Raw genomic sequence first — 23,816 nt, 5'->3', positions numbered from 1 at the left:
CTCTAAGATTACCCGCAATTGCCTCTGGAAATTACCCGGAATCACCCTGCTGCGACCGACACCGCGGCCGGTCCCGGGTTCCGGCCTACCACGGTCAGGGGTGCCCGGCTAGGATGCAAGGGCAGCATCCGGCGACGCAGTTGCGCGCCGCAGCCAACGATGCCCGAGGCCGTGCGCCGGGCTGAAGGAGAGCGCTATGACTGACCTCCGCGAGATTTTGGAACAGATACCCGTTGACCAGGTTGCCGGTCTGCTGGGCACGGACAGGGAGTCCGCCCGGGCCGCAATCGAGGCTGCGGTTCCCACCCTCCTCGCCGGCATGCAGAGCAACGCACAGGCGCCCGGTGGTGCCGCCTCCCTTGAATCCGCTCTTGCCCAGCACCAGGACGGGCTTGCAGAGGGTGGCGTTGACGCTGCGCAGGTGGATACCGCCGACGGCGAGAAAATTGTCAGCCATGTCTTCGGCGGCCAACAGGATCAGGTGGCACACCAACTCGCCGGCACTGCCAACCTGGGCGGCGTGGGCAGCGACCTCGTCCGGAAGCTTTTGCCGATCCTGGCGCCCATCGTGATGTCCTATCTCGCCAACAAGATCCTCGGCGGTCGGAACGCCCAGGCGGGCGGCGGAGCAGGCGGCGATGCGGCCGGCGGCGTCGGCGGAATCGACCTCGGCAGCATCCTGGGCGGCATTCTTGGAGGTGCGCAGGGCGGCGCGGGCGCCCAAGGAGGAGGACTGGGAGACATCCTCGGGGGCATTTTGGGCGGGGGCCCGCAGGGCGGCCAGCAGACCCGCGATGCAGTGGTCCCGGAGGCCAGTAAGGATTCGGCGCCGCAGCCCCCCACCGGACCACTCGGTCAGCCGATACCGCAGGGCGGTGCGCCCGTTCCGGGCGAGGTGATCGACGTCGACCTCCCCGGCGACGGTTCCGAGGACCACGCCGAAGAGAAAAAGAATACCGGCGGTGGTCTGGGCGGCCTGTTGGGCGGGCTCTTCGGCAAGAAATAGCCGCGCCGGGTCCGGCTACTCGTGGTGCTGGCGGCCGGAACCTTCAGCAGCATCCCCGGGACGTGAAGCGGCTGCTGCGACCTCCGCCAGCCAGTCGTCGAGGTCCCTGGGCCTACGGAACGCCATCACCGGCGGCATGTCCGGGCTGGCCTGCCATTCCTTGAAGACACGTTTCTTCCTGGCAAATGAGTTGAAGTGCCAGTAGAAGATCGAATCCCTCGCACATAGCCTCGCGAGCGTTTCGACGTTGCCGTTGCAGACGGGTTGCTTCGTGATGACCCGTCGCAGGGAGCGGCGGACCAGCCTGGACAGCGACAGCCAACGGGGATAATCCAAAGCGATGACCAGCTCCGCCCGGGGTACAACGATGTCGCGCCAGACGCCATAGGCGCTGTCCAGGACCCAGCGCTCGCGCGCCGCAACATTCGCCGCGAGTTCCCGTTGCTGCTCGACGCTGCGCTGCTGCCAGCCGGGAAGCCAGCCAATGTCGTCGTCGGCTGAAAACTCGGGAAGCCCCGACGCTGCCGCATATGCGCGGGCCGCCGAGGACTTGCCGCTGCCCGTCACTCCGTAAAAGATGACACGGGACGGGTTTACCGGGATGGGTTTCATGGTCTGCTCCCCCGTTTTGCTCGGCGGTCCGGCCTCCGGACTTCTGGCCCACCGCGATTTGCCACGATAGCACTCGGCGCATCAGTCGTTTTTGGAGTGGTTTCCAGCGGGCTTTGGCTAGTGCGGTCATGCCACACTGGTTCGATGCCAGAGTTCCGAGTCCACGCCGGTAACGAGCTTACCGATGCTGAAGTCCTGGCCTTGTACGAGTCAGTGGGCTGGACCACCTATACGGATGAACCCGACGCACTCCTACGAGCAATCCGCCGATCAGCGTTCGTTGTGACGTGCCGTGATGACACTGGCAAGCTCATCGGCCTGGCCCGCGCAATCTCGGACGACGCCACGGTCTGCTATGTGCAGGACATTTTGGTCGATCCGTCATGTCAAGGATCCGGAGCGGGACGGTCGATGCTTGAAGCCATCCTGTCCAGGTACAGGCATGTCAGGCAGACCGTACTCATCACCGACAATGAGCCGGGCCAGCGCGCGTTCTATGAGGCCCTGGGATTCACCGAAGGCTCGGATTTCAGGCCGGAACCGCTCAGGATGTTCGCTCGCTTCCGATAGCCATGAGACTGCCGGACCGGCCACCGAAGCCCGGGCAGGCCGTACTCCGGCTGGCGAGACCACTATTCCCTGGGGTGCGCGGGCTCACCACGGCAGGGTCACTCGGGCCTGAAGTAGTTGTTTCGTTGTGGTTTTTGGTGCGGGTCGATGTGGGGTGGCGGGATGAACCACGGGATCCCGGTTTTGACCTGGATGTGCCATTGCTCTTTGTGGATCAGGTGGTGGTGATGGCTGCAGAGGAGTGTGCCGTTTTCGGTGCTGGTGGTTCCGCCGTGTGACCAGTAAGTGATGTGGTGGGCTTCGCACCAGGGGGCGGGGATGGTGCAGCCCGGGAACGCGCAGCCTTGGTCGCGGGCGGTGATGGCTTTGCGGATGTGGGGCGGGAAGATCCTGGTGGTCCTGCCGATGTCCAGGACGCGGCCCTGGCTGCCGAGGAGGACGGGGATGATGTCGGCGTCGCAGGCGATCTTGCGGACCGTGGCGGCGGTGACGGGCCCGGTGAACGTGAACGAGCCCGTGCCGGGGATGCCTAGGGTTCCGGCTGGCCTGTCGCTGTTGTGGTCGAGCCGGTCGAGGCGGTCCAGGAGGTCGCGGTAGTCAATGGTGACCATGACCTGGGGACGCAGACCGCCTGCAGCGGGGAGATTCCCGGTGGTGAGGGCGGTTTTGGCGGCGCCGACGAGGCCGTCCAGGAGCTGCTGGGGCCGGGTCCGCCGGTCCAGATCCTGTTCGCCTGGTTGGGTGCGGGGGTTGGTGGCGGTGTTCATCACGGTCAGGAGGGGTTCGTATTGGTCCGGGGTGGCGAAGAATTCCACGTGGTGCAGTCCGCGGCGGGGTTTCCGGATGAAGACGCCCTGCCGGTGCCGGAGCTCCTCCTCGGAGGGTTCGCTGCCGTCCTGGTCGGCCGCCTCAACCAGTTGCCGGGCGACGCGGGCGACGAAGTCGGTGTCCTGTTCGGCCGCGGTGCGGGTCAGGGTGTGTTCCATCCGGGCCATGGTGTCTTCGGGGGCGTGGTGCCGGACCCGGTCCAGGGCGAGGGTGATGATGGTCGCGGAACGGGAGCCCACCGACCCGGACGCGACGGCCGCGGCGAGCACGGGCCGTTCCGGTGGTTGGGGGTGGCCGGTGATCCCGGTCCGGGGCAGCAATGCTTCGGCCAGGGCGAGCCGGCGGCGGGCTTCCCCGGCACCGATCCGCAGTCTCATACGCAGGAACTCGGTAGTGTTCCGGCACCCGTCATCGGCCGGATCCGGATCGTTCGTCTTCGGCGTTCCGGGGCTTGGAACGGGATCCGGGGCCGTCTCGACTTGGCCGTTCACCGTTTCATTGGCCGCCGTCCCGGCCGTCCAGCCGATCGGCCCATGCACAGCCGTCTCGTTGCCCCACCCGGTGGTCCAGCCAACCGCCGCACCCGAGCCCGCGCCAGCCCGCGCAGCAGCACTGGCCTCGCGCCGCGACCGGTCCACTCCCCCGGCGGCAACCACCTGCAAATATTCAGCGGCCCGGGAGATGTCCTCCACCCGGGCGGCGAAGTCAGCCGCCTCCCGGAAACCCAACACCGCAACGTCCGTGACCGCCGTCGAACTCAAGGCCGCCAGCAGCGCGAGGCACCGGGACAGCTCACCGGAACCACCGCCGTCGAACGCTAAAGCCTCAGGACGCCGCGGCCCCGCGGGGACGCTCCGCAGGCTACGGACTGAACCCGGCGAAACAGCGGCCGCGGGTGAAGCAGCAGCAGCGGGCAGCTTGGCCCACCGCAATGCCCCTCCTGCTGCAAGTTCCCCCATGACTTCCATGGCATAACTCTGCCAAAGGGGTACGACAAAAAAGGCCCGCCGGAATCGGGACGGCGATGCGGCTGGACGGGCGCGTCAGGCCGGGTGACTCAAGCCCCTAGCGGTGCCGGCCTGCGCTTGTACAGCCAGACGAGCCCAAGAATCGGAAGCAGGAGCGGGATAAAGGCGTAGCCGCGGCCGAAGAGGGACCAGACGGTTTCATGCGGGAAGCTGACGGAGTCGAAAATGCTCAGCGCCCCGACCACCACCACGCCTACGAGTTCCACCAGGACGGCAGCCACGGATACCTTGAACCAGGTCCGCCCGGCTTTCGCCAGTGAGACCGTGGCGACGACGTAAACGAGCGCCGCGAACGCCGAGAGCAGGTAAGCCAGCGGCGCTCCGGAGAACTTGGTGAGAATCTGGTAGCCGGCCCGGGCCGTAGCGGAGATGGCGAATACTGCATAGACCGCAATCAGCAACCGCCCTGGGCCGGTATTCCGGGTGTCCTTGGAACGGACCTTTGCGGTCTCATTCTCGGCCTTGTTGACGGGGGTTTGCGGAGTCACGTTGTGTGCTTCTTCCACTCAGTACCAGATCTGGTTCATGCGTGCTGCCATCACAAGGGCGGTGACGCCCACGGCAGCCAGGACAAAGTTGCTCCACCGGGTGCGCTCCAGGATGGACCAATACACGGCGCCAACCGGCAGGATCAGTGCAGTGACCAGGTAGCCCCAGAACTCCCACGGTTCCCCGGCTATCTGTTCCCCCGAGGATACGCGGACGATCGAGCCGACAAGGTAGACCAGAAGGGCCAGTTCGACGGCGGCCACCGACAGGATGGTGGCATCGTTGGGGGCTTTCTTCATGATCCCCGCGACGGCGCAGACGATCGTGGAAAGCAGCCCCACGGCCAGAATGATGTAAAAGTACGCGTCCACGCTACTTGCCCGGCTGTTCATTGCTCGGGGCGAAGACCAGCACCGGCTTCGCGTAGCCGCCCGCGTCAGCCAGCAGGGCCACCAGCGAGCCGTCAGGCGCAAAGGCCGCGGCGGGGTTGTCTGCGGTGGCAGCTTCCGGTGTTCCGGCTCCCGCGCCTGCGGCTATGCGCCGGCCGAACGAGATTTCAGTGGCTTCGTCTTCGCTGAGCTCACGGTTCGGCATGAGCGCGCGAGCCGCCTGGGACATCTCCAGCACTTCCAGGTCCTCGGCCAACTGCTCCAGCGTCCTGGCCTGGTCAAGGCTATAGGGCCCGACCCGGGTCCTTCGCAGCGCTGTCAGGTGGCCCCCGGTCCCGAGTGCTTCACCAAGGTCACGCGCCAGGGCGCGGATGTACGTACCGGACGAGCATTCCACGGTGACGTCCACGTCGATGACTGCCCCGTCACGCCCGGGTCGGACGGCATGGACGTCGAACCGGTGGATGGTGACTGGCCGTGCGGCAAGCTTAACGTCTTCGCCGGAACGGACGCGGGCATACGCACGCTCGCCGTTGACTTTGATGGCGCTTACGCTGCTGGGGACCTGTTGGATCTCGCCGGTGAGTGCTGCGACGCCGGCCCTGATGGCTTCCTCGGTGACTTCAGCGGCTGAGTGGCTGCTCACCACCTCGCCCTCGGCGTCGTCCGTTACGGTGGACTCGCCGAGGCGGATGGTGGCGGTATACGTCTTGGATGTCCCGACGATGTACGTCAGCAGGCGGGTGGCCTTGTTGATGCCGAGGACGAGGACACCGGTGGCCATGGGATCCAGCGTGCCGGCATGCCCCACTTTCCGGGTACCGGCCAGCCGCCGCATCCGTCCAACCACATCGTGGCTGGTCCATCCTTGCGGCTTGTCCACTATTACCAGTCCAGAAAGCACGCCTCCCAGTATATCCGCGCCTGCGGCTCTCCTATTGCGCCCGACGGCGGGCGGCCGGTTGGGCGGCAAGCGCCCGACGGCGGGCCGTGCCACCGCGGCCGGTCCGACGGCGGGCGGTGCCACCGCGGGGTCCGGCGGCGGACGGTTAGGATGGCAGACATGCCCGAGCTTGCCGCACACATCCACGACTTCCCCGTCAACCAGATCCGTGAGATCACGGAAGCTGCGTGGGGCACCCCCGGTGCCATTGTGTTGAGCATCGGTGAACCTGGCTTCGAGCTCCCCCGCCACGTCCTCAAGGCCGGCATGGCGTGCCTCGACCGCGACGAAACCAATTACACACCGAATGCCGGAATCCCCGCGCTCCGCGAGGCCTTCGCGGCCAGGTTCCGCGAGCACAACGGCGTTGAGATCGGGGCCGAGCGTGTCTACGTTGTGGACGGCGCCCAGCAGGGCCTCCACTTCGCCATGAGCCTTCTGCTCTCCCCCGGTGACGAAATACTGATTCCCAACCCCGGCTACCCGACTTTTGCGATGACCAGCCAACTGTTGCACGCAAAGCCCGTACGGTACCCGCTGTACCCGGAGCACGACTTCCAGCCAAGGATCGAGGACATCGAGGCCCTCATCACGCCGCAGACCAGGGTGCTGATCCTCAATTCACCGTCCAATCCCCTGGGCGCGGTCCTGGGCGGCGACCTCACCCGGGGCCTCGTGGACCTTGCCCGGCGCCACGACCTCTGGATCATCTCCGATGAATGCTACGAGGCCTTCACGTACGACGTGCCCCACGTCAGCCCGGCCCGGTTCGACAGCGATATCCCCGGAGAAGCCAGGGTCTTCACGTCGCTGACGCTGTCCAAGACCTACGGACTGACAGGGCTCAGGATCGGAGCCTTGATCTGCCCGCCCGGGCTGGAGCGGAAGATGAACAACGTGATGGAGTCGATCGTTTCCTGCGTCGCCTCTCCGTCCCAGTACGCCGCGATCGCCGCACTGACGGGACCGCAGGACTACGTCAACCACGCGCACGCCCATTACCGCGCCAACCGGGACGCTGCATCGGCGGTGCTGGCGTCCAAGGGCATTCCGTTCCTTTCGGCGCAGGGGGCGTTCTATCTCTGGGCCGATGTTTCCCACGTCAGCGGCGGCGATGTACGGTCCTGGGTCCGCACGTTCCTGGCCGATGCCGGAGTTTCCTTCGCTCCGGGCACCGCCTTCGGTTCCATCGGCGAAGGCTGGATCCGGATTGCGCTCTGCGGCGCCCAGGCTGACCTCGTGGAAGGCGTGGGCCGCCTTCCCTCCAGGGGCTGATGGAACAACGCCCAAGTGGGGCACAGAGTCCCTAGTGCGGAAGCCTGCCGAGCCCTAACCTGTCCACAGGGGCGGCACCGGAGAGGAACAACATGTGGTGGCAGGACCTGCTGTGGGGCTTCTGGAACGGTATTACGGCTTGGATCGTGCTCATCGCGCATGTCTTCGGCGCCTGGGCAGAGTTTCCCTTTTACAACAACGCGAGGGCCGGCAACTGGTACGACTTCGGTTTCCTGCTGGGCATGGGGTCCCCGCTGCTCGGCGGGCTGGGCGCGCGCGGCGGACGGCGGTCCCGGACCTAGCACCGGCGGCCAGCTGGCGGGCCAGCCGGCGCCCGGCGGCCCATGCCGGGCCCGCCAGTCCCCGGCGGCCCACGTGCCCGTCCCGGCGGCCCACATGCGCGTCCGCTAGGGAACGATCTCTTCCTCGGGTTGTTCTTGCTCGGGCGACCATGACATCTTGACGATGAAGTGGGCCTCCGTAACGTTCCTGGCGATGATGGCCCCTGCCGCGCCGGCCAATTTCACGCCGAACTGAATTTCCAGGTGTTCCGGCGCAAGGTCCCCCAGGACTTCCGCTGCTGCCTTGGCGGCCGGCCGAACGGAGGCCAGTGCATCTTCGAGCCTGCGCCCGGTGTCCTGGATCCCCTGCTCGTCACGCGACGGGTGTTCCACTCCGAAGCTGCTCTCCTCGGCTTCCACCAGGACCACGCCGGATCCGACTTCGTAGCGCAGTATCTCTGTCATGCTTTCCTCCGTCGAACTTTGCCGATCGTGTGCCGAAGTGCTCCTCTGGGCGCAGCCCGGGTTGGTTAGCTCAGAGTGGAGGACAGCGCGTGCTCCAGCCAGGTCCGCAGGGTCGCCGCGGGTGCGGCACCCGCCTGCCGGGCAATCACTATTCCGCCGACAATCACCATCAGAGTGGGGATCGCCTGCACCGCAAACCTCGCTGAGAGCCCGGGAGCGTGGTCCACATCCACTTTCACGAGCTTGATGCGGCCCGCTTTCTCGGTGGCCAACTGGTCCAGGACGGGGCTGACCAGGCGGCAGGGGCCGCACCATTCCGCCCAGAAGTCGATCAGGGCAGGCACCGTTGACTCCTCCGCGATGTGCTTGAAGTCCAAGTCCCCGGCGTCAACGATCCACGGCAAGTCATGGCTGCAGTTGCCGCAGCGGGGACGGCCGGGAGCGGTTGCAGGAATCCTGTTGGTCTTCCCGCAGCCGGGACACCTGATGAGCCTCGGCTCCACTACCCCGCGCTGTCTTCCAGCCGCCCCTGAAGTCATGGGTTAATCGGACGCCTGCCGCCAGAAGCCGGATAGAGTCGAAGGTCCCGCCGGCTTCGGCGGCCGGGTTCCCCCATGCCGCGGCCGGGCATGACGGTCAATATTCGGTGCGGTCCGGGTTAGCGTCCCAGACGTGAAACGGGGCGTTCGACGTCGGGACATCGGTTTGGTTGACCGGCATAAGTTCCGGCCGGATGCCCTCAAAGTATTCGTAGAAGAGGGCATCGTCGAACCCCGCCGCTGCAGCGCCGTGCCTGTCCGCGGCGAAATACACGCGGTCGATGCGCGCCCACAGCGCAGCCGCCAGGCACAACGGGCACGGCTCACAGCTTGCATAGAGCACGGCCCCGCTGAGATCGAAATTGGCGGATTCTGCCGCTGCCGTCCGGATGGCCACAACCTCGGCATGGGCGGTGGGGTCGTTGTCCCGCGTCACCCTGTTGACGCCGAAATGGCGCGTCCCGTCCGCGGTGACCACCAGTGCCCCGAACGGGCCGCCGCCGTCGGCCACATTCTGAACGGCAAGGTTGATGGCCTGGCCCAGGAACTCCTGGATATCAGCGGCTGAGGGTGGGGCATCCATGCTCCGATCATAGCCAGTACGCCCGGCTTTGCCGGGAACTGCGATGTCTTGGTTTGCCGAAGCCATCGACGTCGCCGAAGCCGAAGAAATAGAATGTGCGCAGTGGGGGCGCGGTGTTTCCCGCCAGCCGAATCAGTGGTCTCAATGAATCCTGGTAATCATCTTTGGGCATTTGGAGACCACCATGAGAAAGCACGTTTCGCTTGCCACGGCCACCATCAGCGCCGCGGTCTTCCTGGCGACCGGTACTGCAGGCGTTGCCGCTCCGCCGCGAACCGAACCGGTCACCCTCGCAGACGGGCTGGTCGGCCCGCTGCACGTCAGCGCAGGCCGTGACGGCTCGGTGATTGTGAGCGAGGAATTCGCCAGCCGGCTGACGCGGGTAGCTTCCGACGGCACCAAGGCAGTCCTGTATTCGGATCCGGAATGGGACGTGGCCGGAAGCGCGCAGCGCCGTTCGACCATCTACTTCGTGGAGAGCCAGGGGGCCGGGCCCATGGATCCGCGTCCGCTGGCCGGTCATGTCCGGACCATCGCTGCCGACGGAACACAAAGGACTTTTGGCGATTTGGCGGCTTTGGAGAACGAAAAGAACGCCGACGGTGACGTCAGTTATGGTTTTGAGGACCTGCCGGATGCGTGCGCGGCGCAAATTCCGCCTGAAGTACCGGCTTCCTACACCGGGACCGTCGACTCCCATCCGTACGGCATCGCCGTCTCCGGCGACACCGTCTATGTGGCCGATGCCGGCGCCAACAGCATTGTGGCCGTCGACGCAGACTCCGGAGACGCTGAAACAGTGGCCGTCCTGCCGCCGCGTCCCTTCGTGATCACCGCAGAAGTGGCATCCACACTGAAACTTCCCGACTGCGTTGTGGGCCTCACCTATAACTTTGAACCCGTTCCCACCGACGTGGCAGTCGGGCCGGACGGCTGGCTGTACGTTTCGGTGCTCCCGGGCGGACCGGAGGACCCCGCGCTGGGTGCCCGCGGTGCCGTGTACCGGGTCAACCCGGACAACGGCCGGGTGCGGCTTTTCGCCGATGACGTCATGTCACCTACCGGGCTGGCGGTGGATGACGACGGCGACGTGTACATTGCATCCCTGTTTGGTGAGGGGGTGCTCAAGATAGACGGCAAGGACAGCCAGCGCACGGTGCTGGCTGGCAAGCTCACGGCCGACGTCGCCCTCAGGGGTTCGACCCTGTACGCAACCACCGATGCCCTGCCCGCAGAAAACCAGCCGCCCAACGGCAAACTGGTGTCCCTGGACTTTAAGGGGCACTCCCACCGTTGAGGCAGCCCCTTAAAACGAGTGTGGCCGGTCCCTTGCGGGTCCGGCCACACTGATGCCTCCGACGGCCTACTTGTTGCCGTCTTCGTCGAGTTCTTCGTCGTCGATGAGGTCTTCATCCTCTTCGTCGAAGTCATCCTCGTCGATTTCCACGTCCTCGGGAATGTCGCTCTTGTACGGATCGGCATCGCCGGCGTGCTTGGCGCCTGCAGCCAGGGCGGCCACTTCAGCGTCACGCTTCTTGGCGGCGCGGAGCAGTTCTTCAAGGTTGGAGGCGTTGACCGGAATCTGGTCGGCCACGAACTCGAGGGTGGGAGTCAGCCGGACAGTAATGTTGCGGCCGACTTCCTGGCGGAGAACGCCCTTGGCTTTCTCCAGGCCCTTGGCAGCATCCGCCTGAACCACCTGGTCCCCGAACACGGTGTAGTAGATCGTGGCGTGCTGCAGGTCATTGGTCACGCGGGCGTCGGTAACAGTAATACCTTCAAGCCGCGGATCCTTGACCTTCCGGCCCAAAGCCTCTGCAACAACAACCTTAATCCGCTGCGCCAACTTGGCAGCGCGTGCCGGATCAGCCATTTCCACTCCTAAATATTTGGATGTACGACGGCGCAGTGGCGGCTTAGCTTCTTGGGCTGAGTTCGCTGCCACGCACCTGAGGTGAGTCTATGACGATGCCGGAGAGTTTTGGGGGCGCCCGGGAGTGGCATCGGGCCTACCGGAGCTGGGCGGCACAGGATCGCAGATCCAGTGCCGCCCAGCGTAGGGGCGGGGCGCCCCCAAAACTCGGAGGCTCCCCGCAATAGTGCTTACCCTGCCTTAGACGCGCGGCTTCTCGCGCATCTCGAAGGTCTCGATGATGTCACCCTCGTTGATGTCGTTGTACGAGCCAAGACCGATACCACACTCGAAGTCCGTGCGGACCTCGGTGGCGTCGTCCTTGAAGCGCTTGAGCGTCTCAACGGTGAGGTTGTCACCGATGATCTTGCCGTCGCGGCTGATGCGGGCCTTCGTGTTGCGTCGGATAACACCCGAGCGAACGATGGAACCGGCGATGTTGCCGAACTTGGAGGAACGGAACACTTCGCGGACCTCGGCGGTGCCAAGCTGGACTTCTTCGTACTCCGGCTTGAGCATGCCCTTGAGGGCCATCTCAATGTCATCGATTGCTGCGTAGATGACGGAGTAGAAGCGCATGTCCACGCCTTCGCGGTCTGCCAGTTCGGCAACACGCTCGGCGGGCTTGACGTTGAAGCCGATGATGACGGCGCTGTCGACCGTTGCCAGGTTGACGTCGTTCTGCGTGATCGCACCGACACCGCGGTGGATAACGCGGAGCTGGACACCTTCGCCGACGTCGATCTTGAGCAGCGCGTCTTCGAGGGCTTCCACGGCACCGGACACGTCACCCTTGAGGATGAGGTTGAGGGTGTCGATCTTGCCTTCGGCGACGGCCTGGTCGAAGTCTTCCAGGCTAATGCGCTTGCGGCGCTTGGCCAGGGCGGCGTTGCGGTCCGCTGCTTCACGCTTCTCGGCGATCTGGCGGGCGGTGCGCTCGTCAGCGGTCACAAAGAAGGTGTCGCCGGCGCGCGGGACGTTGGACAGACCCAGCACCTGCACGGGGCGGGACGGGCCGGCCTCGGTCAGGACGCTGCCGTCGTCGTCGAACATCGCACGGACGCGGCCGTGGGCCGTGCCTGCCACGATGGTGTCGCCGACGTGCAGCGTACCGGACTGAACCAGGACGGTGGCAACCGCACCGCGGCCCTTGTCCAGGTTGGCTTCGATCGCGATACCGCGGGCGTCCTTGTTCGGGTTGGCGCGCATGTCCAGGGCTGCGTCTGCGGTGAGCAGGACGGCCTCGAGCAGCTCGTCGATGTTGAGGTTCTGGCGTGCAGAGACCTCCACGAACATGGTGTCGCCACCGTATTCTTCCGGAACGAGTCCGTACTCGGTCAGCTGGCCGCGGACCTTGTCCGGGTTGGCGCCTTCCTTGTCGATCTTGTTCACGGCCACGACGATCGGCACGTTGGCGGCCTGCGCGTGGTTGAGGGCTTCAACGGTCTGCGGCATAACGCCGTCGTCCGCTGCGACCACCAGGATGGCGATGTCGGTGACCTTCGCACCACGGGCACGCATGGCGGTGAACGCCTCGTGGCCCGGAGTATCGATGAAGGTGATCTTGCGGTCGACACCCTCGTGCGCTGTGGTGATCTGGTAAGCACCGATGTGCTGCGTGATGCCGCCGTGTTCACCCGCGACGACGTCGGAGTTACGGATGGCATCCAGCAGGCGGGTCTTACCGTGGTCAACGTGACCCATGACGGTGACAACAGGAGGACGTGCCTCGAGTTCCTCGTCGCCTTCGGCCTCCAGCTCGGCGTCGAAGTCGATGTCGAAGCCGGAGAGCAGCTCGCGCTCCTCGTCCTCCGGCGACACGACCTGGAGCTTGTAGCCAAGCTCCTCGCCGAGCAGTGCGAAGGTCTCTTCATCCAGCGACTGCGTGGCCGTGGCCATTTCGCCGAGGTGGAAGAGCACGGTCACCAGTGCAGCGGGGTTCGCCTCGATCTTGTCGGCAAAGTCCGTGATGGACGAGCCGCGGCGGAGCCGGACTACGGTGTTGCCGTCGCCGCGGGGCACACTGACGCCGCCCAGCGACGGAGCACTCATCTGCTCGAGTTCCTGGCGCTTGGCACGCTTCGACTTGCGCTGCTTGCCACGGCCTGCGCCGCCCTTACCAAAGGCACCCTGGGTGCCACCGCGACCGCGGCCACCCTTGCCGAAGCCACCGCCGGCCGGAGCACCGCCGCCGGCGCCGGGAGCGCCGCCGGTACCCGGTGCGCCACCGGGGCGTCCGGGACCGCGGCCTCCGCCGCCGGGACGGCCTGCACCAGCGGGTGCGGGACGTTCGGTGCGGTTAGGCATCATGCCCGGAGTAGGACGGTTTCCGCCGCCTGCTCCGGGGCGTGCACCGGGAGCACCGGCCGGACGCGGAGCGCCGGGACGTGCACCCTGGGTGCCGCCGGGACGCGGAGCGCCCGGACGGGGACCGCCGGCGCCGGCCGCGGGACGCGGGCCGCCGGGGCGTTCGCCTTCGGTGCGGCTTCCGCCCGGACGGGGCATGCCCTGGGAAGGAGCGAACGGGTTGTTACCCGGACGCGGGGGACGTTCGTTGTCGCCGCCGCGGCCCCGGGGCATGCCCTGGGACGTGGCGAAGGGGTTATTGCCGGGGCGGGGACCGCCCGGTCGGGGTGCCGAACCGCCCTGTCCGCCGGAGCGGGAGGGGGCAGCCGGAGCTTCAGCCTTCGGTGCCGGGCGTGCGCCGGGCTTTGCACCGCTGGACGGTGCGGCCGGAGCCGCCGGAGCAGCTGCTGCCGCAGCGGGGGCCGCGGGAGCCGGTGCTGCTGCGGGAGCAGGCGCCGACGGTGCGGGGGCCGCTGCCGGAGCTTCAGCCTTGGGTTCCGGAGCCTTGGGAGCTGCCGGGCCCGGCGCGGGGGCCGGACGGGAAGCCGAGGGGCTGGCGGGCGCCTTGGGCGCTGCTGCGGGAGCTTCGGACTTCGAAGCGCCGGCGGCGGGGTAGGCGTTGCGGAGTTTCCTCACAACGGGGGCCTCAATGGTGGAAGAGGCAGAGCGAACGAATTCGCCCAGTTCCTGCAGTTTGGTTACTGCATCTTTGGAAGTAATACCGAGCTCTTTAGCAAGCTCATGTACGCGGACCTTGGCCACATTTCTCCTGTCTCGGTCCGCACCGAGCCAGGCACGAACCGTCTACTTCTTACTGCGGACCTTCGCCGCGATAGCAGCTGAAAGGCCCATTGCAGAGCGCAACAAAGTTGTCATCGTTGCGCACTCATCGCTGGGAACTCATCGGGTTTCCATCAGTTTTCTGACCCGCTTTCAGGTTGGACGGTTGTTGCTGCGGCCACCGGAGTGTCCACGGCTTGCGTGCCTGCCGTTATCCGGCGTTCGACTGCGGCAGTTCCGGTGGTGCCCGGGAGGGCACGTCCGAACGCACGCCGCTTGATTGCCAGCGCCAGGCACGTTTCGCTGGGGTGCAGCCATGCACCCCGGCCAGCCATCCGGCGTCGTTCGTCAACGACGACAACGGTGGAACCGTTGCCTTCGGCGACGAGCCGGAGTAACTCAGACCGCGGGCCCTTCTTCCGGCATCCGATGCAGGTGCGTTGCGGCTGATCCTCAAGGTGTTGCACTAGCGCCACGGTGAGTATCTTCCTGCCCCTACAAATCTGCTGCCCCGAACCCGCCTGCACGTTCCGCGTTCGTAACGAACGCCGATTATGCGGGCACGCTCAAGGCGCACGAATACCGGCCATCAGGCACGGTCAATGTCTATTCTAGCCCCTCAGGTGCCCCGGCCCCGAAACGACGGGTCGAAACGGGGCGGGACAATCCGAGGGGCCGTCCGCCAAGGCGGCCTAGTTTTCGCGCGGAACCGCCGCGTCGGAGACGATGTCAATCCGCCAGCCCGTGAGCTTGGCGGCCAGGCGGGCGTTTTGGCCCTCCTTGCCGATGGCCAGCGACAGCTGGTAGTCCGGGACGACGACACGGGCGGAGCGCGTTGCCTCATCCGTGATGGTGACGGAATTCACCCTCGACGGCGACAAGGCGCTGGCGATGAAGGTCGCCGGGTCCTCGCTGAAATCGACAATGTCGATCTTTTCGTCGTTGAGCTCGGTCATGACGGCCCGGACGCGTGAACCCATCTCACCAATGCAGGCACCCTTGGCATTGATGCCGGGGATGTTGGCCTTGACGGCGATCTTGGTGCGGTGCCCGGCTTCGCGGGCCAGCGCCACGATCTCCACCGAACGGTCGGCGATCTCCGGAACTTCCAGTTCGAAGAGCTTCCGGACCAGGCCGGGGTGCGAGCGGGACAGCGTAATGGACGGGCCCTTGGTGCCGCGGTGCACGTCGATCACGAAGGCGCGGAGCCGGTTGCCGTGGATGTACTTCTCGCCGGGGACCTGTTCGGGCGGGGGAAGCAGCGCCTCAACCGTTCCAAGGTTCACCTGAATCATGTGCGGGTTGTTGCCCTGCTGGATGGTGCCCGCAACCAGTTCGCCCTCGCGGCCCTTGAACTGGCCCAGGACGTTGTCGTCCTCAGCGTCGCGCAGGCGCTGCAGGATGATCTGCCGTGCCGTGCTGGCAGCGATACGGCCGAACCCGGCCGGGGTGTCTTCGAACTCGCCGATGGGGGCGCCGTCGTCGTCAATTTCAGTGGCCCAGATGGTCACGTGGCCGCTCTTGCGGTCCAGCTCTGCGCGGGCCTTTTCGAAGGCTCCCGGAGACTTGTGGTAGGCCACCAGCAGTGCCTGCTCGATGGTCGGGATCAGGAGGTCCAGCGGGATTTCACGCTCACGCTCCAGAAGTCTCAGTGCGCTCATGTCAATATCCATCAGGCCTCCTCAGAAGGTCCATTGTTTTCATCTTCCAGACCGACCTCATCGAGGTGGCTGAACTCTATCTCGACTTTTCCATTGCGGATCCTGTCGAAAGGAATCTTCTCGGGCTCGCCCTGCTTGGGTTTCATACCCTTTTTGGCCGCGATCTCCGGAATCAGGGTCACGCCGTCGTCGTCAACGGACTGGATCCTGCCGGTGAGGTTCTCACCCTGGATGACATTTACCTTGACCATGCGGCCGCGGGCACGGTGCCAGTGGCGCGGCTCAGTCAGGGGACGTCCGACGCCGGGAGAGGAAACCTCGAGGTCGTACGGGCGGCTGTCGTAGCTGGGATCGCCGTCCAGGATGCCGGAGAGCTCCTTGGAGATCTCAGCAATAACGTCAAGGCTTACCCCGCCGGTTTCTTCCTGCGGCAGGTCCACCACTACGTGGACCACCCGGTTGGCACCGGCGACGTGAATGGACACGTCCTCCAGATACAGCCGGTGTGCCTGGACCGAGGGTTCCAGCAATGCCCGGACGCGCTCGGCCTCCGGGTTATGCACGGATTCGGCCTCAGCCTTGCCCGTACCGGTCCGGTCTGATGAAGTCGTGGCTTCTGCATTACTCACGATGCCGGCCGCCTCCCGCTAGATGATGTTGTGTGTACTAGCGTAGCGATTTTATGGGCGCCATGGTGCACTCGCTTGCTGCCGGGCATGACAACATGGTCTGTTGTGAAAGACGACACCAAGGAAAAACGCCGGCCGGGCCGCTATTTCCGGTACGGCATCCTGGCGTCATTGGCGGTGCTGGTCATTAGCCTGGGGCTGGCGCTGACACCGGGGCAGCCTCCGGAGCCGCCGGAGCCTTCCTTTTCCGAGCAGGCACGGGCCGCAGCCCTCGCAGACACGATGCGCCTGCGCACGGCCGGCAGCCACCTTGCCGATTCCGTTTCCGGCGCCGAGCGCCAGGCGCTGCTGCGCACTGTGACTTTGCTGACAACCCAGGCGAGGGCACTGTCCGGTCCCGACCAGAAGCAGTCGCCCTCGGCCACAGCCGCCGCATCCGGCACAGCATCAGGTGTACCCTCCACCTCCGCAACCGTGTCCGGAGAGCCCGCTGTGGCGGACTCCCCCGCCGGGCTGGTGGCCGCGGTATCGGCCAGCGGCAGCCGGCGCCTCAAGGACGCGGTAGCGTCCGACGGCGGGATGGCGCGGCTGCTCGCCGCCGTCGGCACCGCCCAGCTTCTTCAGGCGTCCTCGCTGGCGCCGGCGGTGGGGGCAACGGCCCCGGAACTGCCCGCACTTCCAGCGCCGCCGCCGGCACCTGCAGCGGCGCCGGCTGCGTCGCCGTCAGCCGCATCCCTGCCTGCTGCCTCGCCGGCCGCCGGCGGAAGTTCATGCCCGCCCGCCCCGGCCGCGTCCGCCCCGGCCGCAGGCTCGGCGACACCGGCCGCTGCCCTGGCGATGACTGTTAAGACCGAGGCTGAGACGGTCTACGGCTATCAGGTAGCCCTTGCCCGCCTCGAGGGCGGCGCAGCCGGCTCGGCGTCAGAGCTCCTGGCCCGGCATGAATCGGTGCTGGCTGAAGCGGAGGCCCTGAGCCGGGCACAGTGCGTGGATATTCCCCCGCGGGAGGCCGGCTACACCCTTGGCCCGTTGTTCCTCGAAGCGCCGGCAGCCGGCCTGGGCAGCCTCGAAGCAGGCACCCTTCCGGTATACGGGGACCTGGTGGCCTTGAGCGACGGCAGCACCCGGCAATGGGCCATTGCAGGTTTGCTGGCCGCCGCCAACCGTGCCGCGAAATGGGGCACCGACTCCGGCCCCCTGCCGGGCATCGTGGTGGACACCGCACAGCTTCCCGAACTCACCCCTGACAGCCCGGCCCCGGAATCCACGGCGCCGCCTGCGTCGCCGGCGCCGTCGGACGCCGGCTAATGGACCCCGAGCCAAAGCGTGCCTTACCTTCCTTAGCCACGTATTACTGGCAAGCCACGGACACCAGTGCTTTGCTATAGGCATGGACAGCGCCCGAGTAGCAACGCAGCATGAGAACGAACCGCACCACAATGACATTGCTCACCGGCTCAACTGGCTGCGCGCCGGCGTGCTCGGGGCCAACGACGGCATCGTTTCCGTCGCCGCGATCGTGGTCGGCGTTGCAGGTGTCACCACAGATTCCGGCCCCATCCTCATCGCCGGTACGGCCGGCGTGGTGGGCGGTGCCATCTCCATGGCACTGGGCGAATATGTGTCCGTCAGCAGCCAGAAGGACAGCCAGCAGGCCCTCATCGAGAAGGAAAAGCGCGAGCTGGCCGAACAGCCGGAAGAAGAGCTCGAGGAGCTCACCGCCATCTACCAGGGCAAGGGCCTCAGTCCCGCCACCGCCCGCACTGTGGCCAAGGAACTCACCGCCCACGATGCCCTGGCCGCCCATCTTTCCGCCGAATTGCACATCGACGAAACCGACATCGTCAGCCCGTGGCATGCCGCCTTCGCGTCAGCGATAGCCTTCCTGGTCGGAGCCGTCCTGCCCATGCTGGCAATCCTGCTGCCCCCGGAAAACATCCGCGTCCCGCTGACCTTCGCGGCCGTGCTGGTGGCCCTGGCGGCAACCGGTGCCCTGGGGGCCTGGATCGGCGGAGGCTCAAAAATGAAGGCCGCCGTCCGGGTGGTGGTGGGCGGCGCCCTGGCGCTTATCGCGACCTTCGGCATCGGCACCCTGCTCGGCGCCAGCGGCGTGGTGGCCTGATCCCGGCGTGCCGGCCCCGGTCCAGCAGTTACGCTGGATCCGATGAAACCGCCCGCAGATGTCCCGATCCCGCCTGACCTTAGCCGCCGCTACAGCCGGACCAGCGGCGGACGTGCCTGGCTGGGTTCGCTCCAGGGACTGATCTGCGGACGCCTGGAGCGGTGGGACCTTGAGGTGGACCTCGAACCGGGCCAGTTGCCCTGGAACGGCCACGGCGGCGTGGTTGTCCCGGTCACCCGCCAGGGCGTCCCGGCCGTCCTGAAGGTTGCCTACCCGCACGACGAAGCCCGGGTTGAGCGTTTCGCCCTCCGGCTCTGGGACGGCCACGGTGCGGTGCGGCTCCTGGAGTCCGACGCCGGCACCTGTTCCATGCTGTTGGAGAGGCTGGACGCCGGCTGCTCCCTCCAGCAGGTTCCGATGGAAACGGCCGTGGAAGTGTGGGGCGGCCTGACCCGGCAGTTGAGCCTCACGCCGGACCAGCGCCCGGAGTGGCAGGAATTCCACCATGTGGCCGCCCGCGCAGAACAGTGGAGCGATGATCTTCCAGCGGACTGGGAGCAGCTCGGCAGGCCCTTTCCCCGCTGGCTTCTGGAGGCCGCCCTCGAGGTTTGCCAGACGCGCGGAGCAGTGGGCCGCCGCGCCGGGACCGATGTGCTGGTCAACACGGACTTCCACTTCCTGAACATCCTGGCCCGGCCGCAGGGCGGTTTTGCCGCCATAGACCCGCAGCCGATGATCGGTGAAGCCGAGTTCTCCGTGGCCCCGCTCCTCTGGAACCGCATCCGCGACCTCCCCCGCAGCAACCCCGGCCAGGGATTGCTGGACAGGTGCCGTGAGTTCAGCGCCGCCGCAGGGCTTGATGCCGAGGTGGCCCGGCAATGGAGCCTCGCCCGTGAAGTGGAAAACGCGCTCGGGTATGCCTCGCGCCCCCACCACGACGGCGACCTTGCGCGGTCCCTCTGGGTGGCGAGCACGCTCGCGGGACGAACCCTTGACGGACTGCCCGCGGCCCATGACCTCCCGGCACCGGGGGAAGCAGCACCCGGACAGGCTTCGCCTTAGCCCCGGACTGCTGCCAGGGCCTTCCGCACCGCCTCGACCGCCGATTCGACATCGGCGTCGTCGGTTGTCCAGTTGCTCACCGAAATACGCAGGACATCCCGCCCCCGCCAGCGGGAACCGGACATCCATACGAGGCCGTCCGCGATGATCCGGGCCGTCACCGCCCGCGTGGTGGCGTCATCGCCAAAGGCCAGCGAGACCTGCGTGTAGGCGACGTCGTTGAGCACTTCGACACCGTCCAGCGCCGACAGCTGCTGCGCCAGCTGCGAGGCCCGGCTGACGAGGTTGCGCACCTGTCCAGCAACACCGTTCCGGCCGAGGAACTTCAGCGCCGCCCAGACAGGGACGCCGCGCGCGCGGCGGGAAAGTTCCGGGACGGTCTGGAAGGGGTCCGGCGAGGCACCGGCATCGCGAATCATATAGCTGGGGTTGACGCTCAACGCCGCCTCCAGCGCCTCCGTGTCCCGCACGGCCACGATGCCGCAGTCATAGGGCACGTTGAGTGTCTTGTGCGCATCGGTGGCCCACGAGTCAGCCAGGTGCAGCCCGGCGGTGAGGGCGGCGAGCTCAGGCACCGCGGCAGCCCAAAGCCCGAAGGCACCATCAACATGCACCCATGCGCCGTGTGCCTTCGCCACGGTGATCGCCTCGAGAAACGGATCGAACGCACCGGAATGCACGTTTCCGGCCTGCAGGCAGACAATCGGCGGTGCAGGAGCCGCTCCCCCCGCATCCCCGGATGCTTTGACCAGGGCACGGTCCAGGGCGCAGTCCAGCTCCGCCGGATCAATGCGGCCTTGGCGGTCCGAAGGCACCGCGACGGGGTGTCCCATGCCCAGATACCGCAGCGCGAGATCGATCGAATCATGGCGTTCCTGCCCCACCAGGCAGCTGACAGCAGGGGCACCGGCAAGCCCGGCGGCGTTGACGTCCCAGCCGGCTTTCTCCAGGACGCGCCAGCGTGCTGCAGAAAGGCCGGCGAAGTTGGCCATCGTTGCACCGGTGACGAAACCGACGTCGGCCGTTTCGGGCAAGCCCAGCAGGTCGAGGAACCAATGCCCGGCGGCCGCCTCGATGACCGCGGTGGCCGGCGTGGCAGCGCGGAGGAACGAATTCTGGTCCCAGGCACTGACCAGCCAGTCTGCCGCCATGGCGGCGGGCAGGGTGCCGCCGATGACCCAGCCGAAGAAGCGGCCCGAGGGCATGGCCATGAGGCCGGGTTCCGCCTTGGCAGCAAGATAATCGATCACGTCACCCGCCGGCAGGCCGTTCTCCGGCATCGGGCCGCCGAAGACGGCTTCCAGATCCCCCGCCGTGGCCCGCGGCCCCACACGGCGGGTGGGCTGGCTTTCCAGCCATTCACGGGCATGCCGGGCCGCGGCGTCCAAGGCGTCCCGGAAGGGTTCGTCCCCTGTTGACATAGGAGCATGGTACGCCCGCTCCCCCCGCGCAGGGAGGGGCTTTCCTCCCGGCTTCGGCTCACATGCCTAGGCGAAGTTGTCCTGCCAGATGTCGAAGCCCAGCTTGAGGATCAGGGCGCCGACGACGGCGAGGAAAACGTTGCGGATGAAGGTGCTGCCCTGCTTCACCGCGGTCCGCGCCCCGAGGTAGCCGCCTGCCATGTTGGCGAGCCCCAGCACGAGGCCCACACCCCACAACAAGGAGCCGTGCGGCAGGAAGAAAATCAGGGCGCCGGCGTTGGTGGCCATGTTCACGATTTTTGCCTTGGCGCTGGCTTCCAGAAAGGCGTAACCCATCGCGGAAACCAGGGCGATGATCAGGAAAGATCCTGTACCGGGCCCAATCAGGCCGTCGTAGAAACCGATGGCCGCCCCTATGAGGCAGGCCACCACGTAGTGAGTCCTGCCGTCGTGGCGGAGCGAGGTCAGGTCGCCGACATTGGGTTTGAACGCCGTGAACAGCGCGACGGCGACCAACGCCGCCACGATGATGGGCTTGAAAACACTCGCCGGCAGGGTGGCGGCCAGGACGGCACCGCCGAAGCTCCCGGCCAGCGCGATGACGGCCATGGGGATGGCCGTACGCAGGTCGGGCCGGACCCGGCGGTAGTACGTCACCGCGCTGGTGGTGGTCCCGAAGATCGAGCCCATCTTGTTAGTGGCAAGGGCCTGGACAGGACTGATCCCCGGCACCAGCAGCAACGCCGGGAGCTGGATGAGCCCGCCGCCGCCCACCACGGCATCAATCCATCCTGCAGCGAAGCCCGCCACGATGATCAGGATCAGCGTGGCGGGCTCCAGAGATTCGAATCCCGAGATCACTCCGTCAGCCGTGAGGGTTACTTGCTGCGGACGGCGTTGACCACGTAGTCAACAGCCTTCTCAACGGCCACGTTCTCTGCTTCACCGCTGCGGCGGTCCTTGATCTCCACGACGCCGTCCACCAGCCCGCGGCCAACGGCCAGGATGGTGGGCACGCCAATGAGTTCCGCATCGCCGAACTTGACGCCCGGGGACACCTTGGGACGGTCGTCGTAGATGACCTCAAGGCCGGCGGCCTCGAGCTCCAGTGACAACTGCTCGGCGGCGGCGAAGATTTCCTCGCCCCGGCCCACAGCCACAACGTGGACATCGGCAGGAGCCACTGCACGGGGCCAGACCAGGCCCTTGGCGTCGTGGTTGGACTCGGCCAAGGCGGCGACGGCACGGGTGACGCCGACACCGTAGGAACCCATGGTGACCACCACCTGCTTGCCGTTCTGGTCCAGGACCTTCAGTTCAAGGGCTTCGGCGTACTTGCGGCCGAGCTGGAAGATGTGGCCCATCTCAATGCCGCGTGCGGTTTCCAGCGGTCCGGAACCGTCCGGGGCTTCATCACCGGCGCGCACTTCCGTGCACTCGATCACGCCGTCCCAGCCGAAGTCGCGGCCGGCCACGAGGCCGAAGACGTGCTTGCCGGCCATGTTGGCTCCGGTCACCCAGGCGGTGCCGTTGACGACGCGGGGATCCACCAGGTACAGCAGCTTGGCGGCACCCTCCAGGCCGAGGAGGGGCGTGCCGAGGGACATGCCCGGGCCGAGGTATCCACGGACGATCAGGGGGTTGCGGGCGAGGTCTTCCTCGCCGGCTGCTTCCACGGTGATCTCGCCGGCGACCGGCAGGTAAGCGCCGATGTTGGCCTCCACCCGCTTCAGGTCGACGCCGCGGTCACCGGGGACGCCGATGACAACGATCTGGCGCTCGCCCGTGGGCAGGGTGACGGCGAGGACGACGTTCTTGAGCGTGTCAGCGGCCGTCCATGCGCCGCCGTCGTGCTCGTCGCGAGGAACCAGCTGGTTTGCCGCGTCCACGAGCGTGTCAATGGTGGGGGTGTTCGGGGTGTCCCGGATCTCGGCTGCCGGCGCATTGCTGAAGTCGATCTCAGCCGGGACCACAGTGGTGACGGCTTCAACGTTGGCCGCGTAGCCGCCGGCGGACCGCACGAAGGTGTCTTCGCCGATCTCGGTGGGGTGCAGGAACTCCTCGCTCCGGGAGCCGCCCATGGCTCCCGCCGTGGCAGCCACCGGAATAACCTCGAGGCCGAGGCGTTCGAAGATCTTCAGGTAGGCGGCGCGGTGCGCGTTGTAGCTCGCGTCCAGGCCGGCGTCGTCGACGTCGAAAGAGTAGGAGTCCTTCATGATGAACTCGCGGCCGCGCAGCAGGCCCGCGCGGGGCCGGGCTTCGTCGCGGTACTTGTTCTGGATCTGGTAGATGCTCAACGGAAGGTCCTTGTACGAGGAGTACAGGTCCTTGACCAGCAGGGTGAACATTTCCTCGTGCGTGGGAGCCAGGAGGTAGTCCCCGCCCTTGCGGTCCTTGAGCCGGAAGATGCCCTCGCCGTACTCGGTCCAGCGGTTCGTGGCCTCGTAGGGCTCCTTGGGCAGGAGCGCCGGGAAGTGCACTTCCTGTGCGCCGATGGCGGCCATTTCCTCGCGAATGACCTTTTCCACCTTGCGCAGCACGCTCAGGCCCAGCGGCAGCCAGGTGTAGATGCCCGGCGCTGCCCTGCGGATATACCCGGCACGGACCAGGAGCCGATGGCTCGCCACTTCGGCGTCGGCGGGATCTTCGCGCAGGGTGCGCAGGAACAGCTTGGAAAGTCGAAGGACCACGGGTAGGAATCCGTTTCTTGGGAGGTGCCTGTTCTGATGACGGGCTTGGCAAATTCGTCTGGGTACTAATCTACCGTGGCGCGGCGGGTGCCGGGTTCCCGGCGGCGGGCCTCCGGCGTCGGAGGCTGAAATCCGCGCCGGACGGAGAAGAGCCACGCCAGAACTAAAGGAAGCCCCTGGCCGTC

At 66.6% G+C, this 23,816-nt stretch carries 24 protein-coding genes; 8 read left to right on the top strand and 16 right to left on the bottom strand.

Annotation, left to right across the window (positions count from 1 at the left end; all coding sequences use genetic code 11):
- Window positions 1–196: 196 nt before the first annotated feature.
- Complete coding sequence (locus ACSQ12_RS07325) at window positions 197–1,006, top strand: DUF937 domain-containing protein (protein ID WP_436064894.1); 810 nt, start codon at window positions 197–199, stop codon at window positions 1,004–1,006.
- Between the two features lie 15 nt (window positions 1,007–1,021).
- On the opposite strand, the gene ACSQ12_RS07320 is transcribed toward ACSQ12_RS07325, so the two are convergent.
- Window positions 1,022–1,618, bottom strand: coding sequence for an adenylate kinase (locus tag ACSQ12_RS07320; protein ID WP_436064893.1), 597 nt, complete (start codon window positions 1,616–1,618; stop codon window positions 1,022–1,024).
- 144 nt (window positions 1,619–1,762) lie between these two features.
- On the opposite strand from ACSQ12_RS07320, the gene ACSQ12_RS07315 reads away from it, so the two are divergent.
- Window positions 1,763–2,188 (top strand): GNAT family N-acetyltransferase, encoded by a 426-nt coding sequence (locus ACSQ12_RS07315; RefSeq protein WP_436064892.1) that lies wholly within the window; start codon window positions 1,763–1,765, stop codon window positions 2,186–2,188.
- 98 nt (window positions 2,189–2,286) lie between these two features.
- Here the strand turns inward: ACSQ12_RS07315 and ACSQ12_RS07310 are convergent, their stop codons facing one another.
- From ACSQ12_RS07310 to truB, 4 genes are all read right to left on the bottom strand, one after another.
- Window positions 2,287–3,984, bottom strand: a complete 1,698-nt coding sequence (locus tag ACSQ12_RS07310; protein ID WP_436064891.1) for a DUF222 domain-containing protein — start codon at window positions 3,982–3,984, stop codon at window positions 2,287–2,289.
- An 89-nt stretch (window positions 3,985–4,073) separates the two neighbouring features.
- Window positions 4,074–4,532 carry a hypothetical protein gene (locus tag ACSQ12_RS07305; RefSeq protein WP_436064890.1) on the bottom strand — a complete coding sequence of 153 codons (459 nt, stop codon included), beginning with the start codon at window positions 4,530–4,532 and terminating at the stop codon, window positions 4,074–4,076.
- An 18-nt stretch (window positions 4,533–4,550) separates the two neighbouring features.
- Window positions 4,551–4,904 carry a hypothetical protein gene (locus ACSQ12_RS07300; protein ID WP_436064889.1) on the bottom strand — a complete coding sequence of 118 codons (354 nt, stop codon included), beginning with the start codon at window positions 4,902–4,904 and terminating at the stop codon, window positions 4,551–4,553.
- Window position 4,905: 1 nt separating this feature from the next.
- A complete protein-coding gene (gene truB, locus ACSQ12_RS07295) occupies window positions 4,906–5,826 on the bottom strand; it encodes a tRNA pseudouridine(55) synthase TruB (protein WP_436064888.1) in 921 nt (306 codons plus the stop codon).
- Window positions 5,827–5,985: 159 nt separating this feature from the next.
- Between truB and ACSQ12_RS07290 the strand changes: the two genes are divergently transcribed.
- Together ACSQ12_RS07290 and ACSQ12_RS07285 are read left to right on the top strand one after the other, a co-directional pair.
- Window positions 5,986–7,140, top strand: a complete 1,155-nt coding sequence (locus tag ACSQ12_RS07290) for a pyridoxal phosphate-dependent aminotransferase (protein WP_436064887.1) — start codon at window positions 5,986–5,988, stop codon at window positions 7,138–7,140.
- 92 nt (window positions 7,141–7,232) lie between these two features.
- Complete coding sequence (locus ACSQ12_RS07285) at window positions 7,233–7,442, top strand: hypothetical protein (RefSeq protein WP_209746220.1); 210 nt, start codon at window positions 7,233–7,235, stop codon at window positions 7,440–7,442.
- Window positions 7,443–7,547: 105 nt separating this feature from the next.
- Here ACSQ12_RS07285 and ACSQ12_RS07280 read toward each other — a convergent pair whose 3' ends face one another.
- From ACSQ12_RS07280 to ACSQ12_RS07270, 3 genes are all read right to left on the bottom strand, one after another.
- Window positions 7,548–7,886, bottom strand: a complete 339-nt coding sequence (locus tag ACSQ12_RS07280) for a CU044_2847 family protein (protein ID WP_436064886.1) — start codon at window positions 7,884–7,886, stop codon at window positions 7,548–7,550.
- A gap of 65 nt (window positions 7,887–7,951) precedes the next feature.
- Window positions 7,952–8,425, bottom strand: coding sequence for a thioredoxin (gene trxA, locus ACSQ12_RS07275; RefSeq protein WP_436064885.1), 474 nt, complete (start codon window positions 8,423–8,425; stop codon window positions 7,952–7,954).
- A 97-nt stretch (window positions 8,426–8,522) separates the two neighbouring features.
- A complete protein-coding gene (locus ACSQ12_RS07270; protein ID WP_436064884.1) occupies window positions 8,523–9,008 on the bottom strand; it encodes a nucleoside deaminase in 486 nt (161 codons plus the stop codon).
- Between the two features lie 184 nt (window positions 9,009–9,192).
- Here ACSQ12_RS07270 and ACSQ12_RS07265 point away from each other — a divergent pair, with 184 nt between their 5' ends.
- Window positions 9,193–10,305, top strand: a complete 1,113-nt coding sequence (locus ACSQ12_RS07265; RefSeq protein ID WP_436064883.1) for a ScyD/ScyE family protein — start codon at window positions 9,193–9,195, stop codon at window positions 10,303–10,305.
- Window positions 10,306–10,371: 66 nt separating this feature from the next.
- Here ACSQ12_RS07265 and rbfA read toward each other — a convergent pair whose 3' ends face one another.
- The 5 genes from rbfA to rimP form a co-directional block, all read right to left on the bottom strand.
- Window positions 10,372–10,881, bottom strand: coding sequence for a 30S ribosome-binding factor RbfA (gene rbfA / locus ACSQ12_RS07260; protein WP_011691278.1), 510 nt, complete (start codon window positions 10,879–10,881; stop codon window positions 10,372–10,374).
- A gap of 240 nt (window positions 10,882–11,121) precedes the next feature.
- Window positions 11,122–14,028, bottom strand: a complete 2,907-nt coding sequence (gene infB, locus ACSQ12_RS07255) for a translation initiation factor IF-2 (RefSeq protein ID WP_436064882.1) — start codon at window positions 14,026–14,028, stop codon at window positions 11,122–11,124.
- Between the two features lie 152 nt (window positions 14,029–14,180).
- Entirely contained in the window at window positions 14,181–14,522 is a 342-nt protein-coding gene (locus ACSQ12_RS07250) for a YlxR family protein (protein WP_200890971.1), read from the bottom strand.
- Between the two features lie 216 nt (window positions 14,523–14,738).
- A complete protein-coding gene (nusA, locus tag ACSQ12_RS07245) occupies window positions 14,739–15,719 on the bottom strand; it encodes a transcription termination factor NusA (protein WP_043480087.1) in 981 nt (326 codons plus the stop codon).
- Window positions 15,719–16,336: a ribosome maturation factor RimP gene (gene rimP, locus ACSQ12_RS07240; RefSeq protein WP_209746230.1), complete on the bottom strand. Its 618-nt coding sequence runs from the start codon at window positions 16,334–16,336 to the stop codon at window positions 15,719–15,721. The genes nusA and rimP overlap by 1 nt, the downstream gene beginning before the upstream one ends.
- Window positions 16,337–16,423: 87 nt before the next feature.
- Between rimP and ACSQ12_RS07235 the strand changes: the two genes are divergently transcribed.
- From ACSQ12_RS07235 to ACSQ12_RS07225, 3 genes are all read left to right on the top strand, one after another.
- On the top strand, window positions 16,424–17,644 hold the full coding sequence (locus ACSQ12_RS07235) for a ferritin-like domain-containing protein (RefSeq protein ID WP_436064881.1): 1,221 nt from the start codon (window positions 16,424–16,426) through the stop codon (window positions 17,642–17,644).
- 82 nt (window positions 17,645–17,726) lie between these two features.
- The gene (locus tag ACSQ12_RS07230; protein ID WP_436064880.1) at window positions 17,727–18,458 is read left to right on the top strand and encodes a VIT1/CCC1 transporter family protein; all 732 of its coding nucleotides are present in this window, start codon (window positions 17,727–17,729) and stop codon (window positions 18,456–18,458) included.
- Between the two features lie 42 nt (window positions 18,459–18,500).
- Window positions 18,501–19,520 carry an aminoglycoside phosphotransferase family protein gene (locus tag ACSQ12_RS07225; protein WP_436064879.1) on the top strand — a complete coding sequence of 340 codons (1,020 nt, stop codon included), beginning with the start codon at window positions 18,501–18,503 and terminating at the stop codon, window positions 19,518–19,520.
- Here ACSQ12_RS07225 and ACSQ12_RS07220 read toward each other — a convergent pair.
- From ACSQ12_RS07220 to ACSQ12_RS07210, 3 genes are all read right to left on the bottom strand, one after another.
- Complete coding sequence (locus tag ACSQ12_RS07220; RefSeq protein ID WP_436064878.1) at window positions 19,517–20,941, bottom strand: pyridoxal phosphate-dependent decarboxylase family protein; 1,425 nt, start codon at window positions 20,939–20,941, stop codon at window positions 19,517–19,519. The genes ACSQ12_RS07225 and ACSQ12_RS07220 overlap by 4 nt on opposite strands.
- A 66-nt stretch (window positions 20,942–21,007) precedes the next feature.
- Window positions 21,008–21,802, bottom strand: a complete 795-nt coding sequence (locus ACSQ12_RS07215; protein ID WP_209746240.1) for a sulfite exporter TauE/SafE family protein — start codon at window positions 21,800–21,802, stop codon at window positions 21,008–21,010.
- A gap of 17 nt (window positions 21,803–21,819) precedes the next feature.
- Complete coding sequence (locus ACSQ12_RS07210) at window positions 21,820–23,631, bottom strand: proline--tRNA ligase (RefSeq protein ID WP_436064877.1); 1,812 nt, start codon at window positions 23,629–23,631, stop codon at window positions 21,820–21,822.
- Between the last annotated feature and the right edge of the window lie 185 nt (window positions 23,632–23,816).

The organism is Arthrobacter sp. LjRoot14 (genome assembly GCF_964253905.1).
Lineage (GTDB): Bacteria > Actinomycetota > Actinomycetes > Actinomycetales > Micrococcaceae > Arthrobacter.
The sequence above is the reverse complement of the archived record's forward strand: the minus strand, read 5'-3'. Positions and strand labels throughout refer to the sequence as shown.